At 68.3% G+C, this 4,560-nt stretch carries 5 protein-coding genes and 1 tRNA gene; 4 read left to right on the forward strand and 2 right to left on the reverse strand.

From position 1 onward, the window contains the following. The 4 genes from GPA_RS19010 to GPA_RS07080 all read left to right on the forward strand — a co-directional run. Positions 1-893: FtsB family cell division protein (locus GPA_RS19010; protein ID WP_049784053.1), on the forward strand; the 893-nt coding region annotated here is incomplete at its 5' end. A gap of 75 nt (positions 894-968) precedes the next feature. Then, positions 969-1,970 (forward strand): Ppx/GppA phosphatase family protein, encoded by a 1,002-nt coding sequence (locus GPA_RS07070; protein ID WP_015539436.1) that lies wholly within the window; start codon positions 969-971, stop codon positions 1,968-1,970. A gap of 109 nt (positions 1,971-2,079) precedes the next feature. Further along, positions 2,080-2,164 (forward strand) — tRNA-Leu (locus GPA_RS07075). A gap of 229 nt (positions 2,165-2,393) precedes the next feature. Continuing rightward, positions 2,394-3,443: a polyprenyl synthetase family protein gene (locus GPA_RS07080; RefSeq protein ID WP_015539437.1), complete on the forward strand. Its 1,050-nt coding sequence runs from the start codon at positions 2,394-2,396 to the stop codon at positions 3,441-3,443. Positions 3,444-3,479: 36 nt separating this feature from the next. Here the strand turns inward: GPA_RS07080 and GPA_RS07085 are convergent, their stop codons facing one another. Together GPA_RS07085 and GPA_RS07090 are read right to left on the reverse strand one after the other, a co-directional pair. Then, the gene (locus GPA_RS07085) at positions 3,480-4,178 is read right to left on the reverse strand and encodes an LrgB family protein (protein WP_015539438.1); all 699 of its coding nucleotides are present in this window, start codon (positions 4,176-4,178) and stop codon (positions 3,480-3,482) included. 5 nt (positions 4,179-4,183) lie between these two features. Continuing rightward, on the reverse strand, positions 4,184-4,560 hold a 377-nt coding region (locus GPA_RS07090), incomplete at its 5' end, for a CidA/LrgA family protein (RefSeq protein WP_049784055.1).

The following is a 4,560-nucleotide window of genomic DNA, read 5'->3' on the forward strand; positions in this document are numbered from 1 at the left end:
CCGCGCGCATCTCCGGCACCGCGCCGCGCACGGCTCCCCTGGCAAACTCCGCCCGGCCGCGTTCCATCGTCGATGATTTCCCCGCCTCCTCGGCGCGGGCGGCCGTCACCGCGTATGCCGATCGCGGCTCCCGCGTCGAATCCGCCGGCACCGCGCCGCGTCGCAGCCGGGGCGCCCATGCCAGGCAGTTCCTCGCAGAACCCGACGAGTTCGGCGAGCGCTCCGACGATCGCGGCGAGGCGGAGGACGAAGCTCCCGGGAAGCGCTCGCGCCTGCAGGAGTTCCGCCGCAAGCGCCAGAAGGACCGCGCCGACAAGAAGTTCGACAAGCAATTCGGCGGCAGCAGCCGCGCATCCGACGCACCGGCCGGATCGCGCGCGGCCGTGTACAAGGGCGAGATGGGCGCCAACCACAAGCGCGCCGCGCGCATGCAGAACGATGCGGCCGGCAAGGCGCGCACGTTCTCGCTCGCGTCGCTCAACCCGCTTGCCCTGCTCTCCTCGGGAAAGCAGTCGCCCAAGGCCATCGCCGGCCTCGGTTTCGTAGCATGCCTGCTGCTCACCTGCTGGTTTCTGTACACCCCCGCGCAGCAGCTGTACCATTCGGTGCGCGAGCACGACCGGCTGCAGGCAGAGTACGCGGCCATCGAGCAGCGCAACGCCTCGCTCGAGTCCGAGGTGGGCACGCTGCAGACGGACGCCGGCATCGAGGACCGCGCCCACGAGCAGTTCGGCTGGGTGCCGGAGGGCGAGCAGACCGCCAACGTGCACGGCCTGTCAGCCGACGGCGGCGACGAGGGCTCGAACTTCACGGCGAACATCGTGGCCGGCAGCGTGGAAGCGCCCGAGACGTGGTACTCGCCGGTGCTCGACGCCCTGTTCGGCGTGAAATAGCCCCGTATTCGCGCGCGCCCGGCCCGCGCACGGGGCGGCCCGTGCGACCGAAGCATCCAAGGAGGAAGCGACCCTATGGCAACCCATCTGACGGATCCCGCGCCTACCTGCACGGCCCCCGGCACGCTGCGTCCCGGCCGCTATGCTGCCATCGACATCGGTACGGTGACGTGCCGCATGCTCGTGGCCGACATCGACGAGGCGGGAGCGCTGCACGAGCTGCGGCGCGAGTACGCCATCACGAACCTGGGCGAGGGCGTGGACGCCTCCGGCGTGTTGAGGCCCGAGGCCATGCAGCGCGTGGCCGACGTGGTTGCCCGCTACCAGGCCATCCTCGACGCGTGCGAGCCGGAGGACGGCGGCGGCATCACCGTGACGGCCGTGGCCACGTCGGCCTCGCGCGATGCCCGCAACGCCGACGAGTTCGTGGCCCTGCTGGCCGAGGCGGGCATCACGCTGACCGTCGTGCCGGGCGAGCGCGAGGCGGCGCTGTCGTTCGCGGGCGCGTCGTGCGACTTCGCGGGCGAGCGCATCCTCGTGGTGGACGTGGGCGGCGGCTCGACTGAGCTCGTAGCCGGGCGGGCGGGCGAGGCGCCCGTTCAGGCGCATTCGTTCGACATCGGGTGTCGCCGCGTGACCGAGAAGTTCCTGGAGGCCGATCCGCCTTCCGACGAGGAGCTCGGCCGTGCCCGCGCGTGGATCGCCGAGGAGATGCGCTCCTACTTCGACGACCTGGGCGCCGGCGGGTTCGCGCCCGAGCGGGTGGTGGCGGTGGCCGGCACGGCCACGAGCGTGGTGGCGGTGCACGAGCGCATGGCGGAGTACGACTCGTCGCGCGTTCATCGGTCCGTGGTGGAGCGCGCCGTGCTGGACGAGGTGTACGCCCAGCTGGCCAGCGTGGGTCTGGATGAGCGCCGCCGCACGGCAGGCCTCGATCCCGGCCGCGCCCCCGTGATCGTGGCGGGCCTTGTGATCTTGCAGGTGGTGCTGGACCTGGCCGGCATGCCGTCGTTCACGGTGAGCGAGTCCGACATCCTGCACGGCATCGTGCTGGAAGCCGCGCGCGCAGCCGTGTAGCATGCGTTGCGGCCGCATTGCCCCGTCCCGCCCGCGCCGAAAGTTTGCTACCATATACCGTACGCGCCGCCTGTTCGGGGAAGAGGCGCACGCGAAGGCGGAGCTACGTGGGGACGTGGCGGAATTGGCATACGCAGCGGACTTAAAATCCGCCGGCCTCGGTCTTGTGGGTTCGAGTCCCACCGTCCCTACCATTCTCCCGGCCGCCCTCGCCGCTTAGGTGCTTTTCGCGGCCCGCAAGGCTCCATGCACCGGTTTCGCATACTCCACCCCAGCCATGCAGTTTTCACGTAGATGATGCTGCCGGTCGCCTCGCCTGTTCATAGTGCGCGAAAACCTTGTGGTACGATTGCTCAAGCTATCGCGGCGAGCGCGATGAGCGCGTTTTGGGGCAGAGCCTATCCGTCGAGCGAAGAAAGCGTTATGGACAACATCAACGACATCATCGCGGCCATCGAAGAGCCGCCCGAGACCTTCGAAGAATACCTCACCCGCTACGCCGCCCAGGTGGGAACGCTGGTGAACTCGTACATCCCCCAGGGATCGCACCCCGACATGGACCGCTACCTGTACGAGCCGCTCAACGCGTACAGCCAGAACGGCGGCAAGCGCCACCGTCCGCTCATCTGCTTCGCGGCCTGCCGTGCGGTGGGCGGCGACATGGCGCGCGCCACGAGCGCGGCGGCCGCCATCGAGCATTTCCATACGGCGGCACTTATCCATGATGACATCGCCGACGAGGCCGAGCTGCGCCGCGGCGAGCCCTGCCTGCACCTCACCGAGGGCATGGGGCTGGCCATCAACATGGGCGACCTTGCGCTATCGTTGGTGAACGGCACGGTTATCAACGACCCGCTGCTCGACGATGCCACCAAGGTGCGCGTGGTGAACGAGCTCATAGAGATGACGCGCCGCACCATCGAGGGCCAGGCGCTCGACATCGGCTGGGCGCGCGACGGCCGCTACGACATCACCCCCGAGGACTACCTCGTCATGGCCACTCACAAGACGGCGCATTACTCCGGCGCCGTGCCGCTGGCCATCGGCGCCATCATAGGCGGCGGCACCGAGGCCGAGATCGAGGCGTTGCGCAACTACGGTCTGGACACGGGCCTGGCGTTCCAGATCCAAGACGACCTGCTGAACCTCATAGGTTCCGAGGAGTCCACGAAGAAGGACTTCCGCAACGACATCACCGAAGGCAAGCGCACGCTCATGGTGGTTCACGCGCTGCAGCACTCCGACGACCGCGACCGTCTCATCGACATCCTGTCGTCGAAGGAGAAGGACCAGGCCGTGCTCGCGGAGGCTGTGGACATCATGGAGACGTCGGGCAGCATCGAGTACGCCCGCAACTACGCCGAGAACCTCACGAGCATAGCGAAGAACCGCCTGGTGGACATGGTGCGCCCGTCCTCCTCGCGCGAGCTGCTCATCTCCATGGCCGACTGGTTCGTGAACCGCTTGAAGTAACGGGTTCCGGCGGCCTGCCGGCCCGCGGGACCCCGCCTACAGAAAGCAGCTCGCCACGATGACGATGGCGGTGGTCAACAGGCCCGACACGGCAATGCTCACGCCGCTCATGGCGCCTTCCAGCTCGCCCATCTCAAGCGCCTTCGTCGTGCCCACCGCATGGCTGCACGTGCCGATGGCCACGCCCTTGGCGATGCCGTCGCGCACGCGGAACAGGCGCGCCATGAGCGGCGCGGTGATGGCGCCCAGGATGCCGGTGACGATGACGGCCGCCACGGTGATGGACGTCACACCGCCCAGCTGCTCCGACACCGCGATGGCGATGGGCGTGGTCACCGACTTGGGGATGAACGACAGCGCCAGCGCGTCGTCGAGCCCCAGCAGCTTGCATAGCGCATAGGCGCTGGTCATCGAAACGATCGATCCCGCGAGGCATCCGGCGAAGATGGGAACGAAGTGGTCCTTGAGCGTCTGGCGCTGGCGGTACACCGAGTAGGCCAGCGCCACCGTGGCCGGCCCCAGCAGAAACGAGATGAGCTGCACGCTCTGCTCGTACGACTCCAGCGGGATGCGCAGCGCCACGAGCGCCGCGATGATGAGGGCGACGGTGACCAGCAGGGGGTTGAGCAGCGGAGACTTCACGCGCTCGTACAGCAGCACGGAAAGCTTGAACACCGCGAGCGAGGCTGCGGTTCCCAACAGGAGGGTCAGCCCGAGGTGCGCCATCGCCTCCATTCCGCCTACGCCTCCTCGTCGGCCGTGCGAGCGTCGCGCTTCGCCATCAAGCGCGATACGAGCATCACCGTGTACGCTGTTGCCAGAAACACGAGCACCGTGGTCACCACGCAGACGAGCGCGAACTTCGCCGCATTGCCCTCCAGCAGCGACACGCACCCCAAGATGGCCACGCCGGCGGGGATGAAGAACAGCGACATGTTGTCCAGCAGGCAGTCGCAGGCATCGCCCACGTGCCGTGCTTTCAGCAGGCCCGTCCCCAGAAGCACGAGCAAGAGCACCATGCCCACGATGTTGCCCGGCAGGTGGATGGGGAGCACCGACGCGAGCGCGCAACCGGCGGCGTACACAGCAACCACGACGGCGAGCTGCGCCGCGAACC

This window comes from Gordonibacter pamelaeae 7-10-1-b, assembly GCF_000210055.1.
Lineage (GTDB): Bacteria > Actinomycetota > Coriobacteriia > Coriobacteriales > Eggerthellaceae > Gordonibacter > Gordonibacter pamelaeae.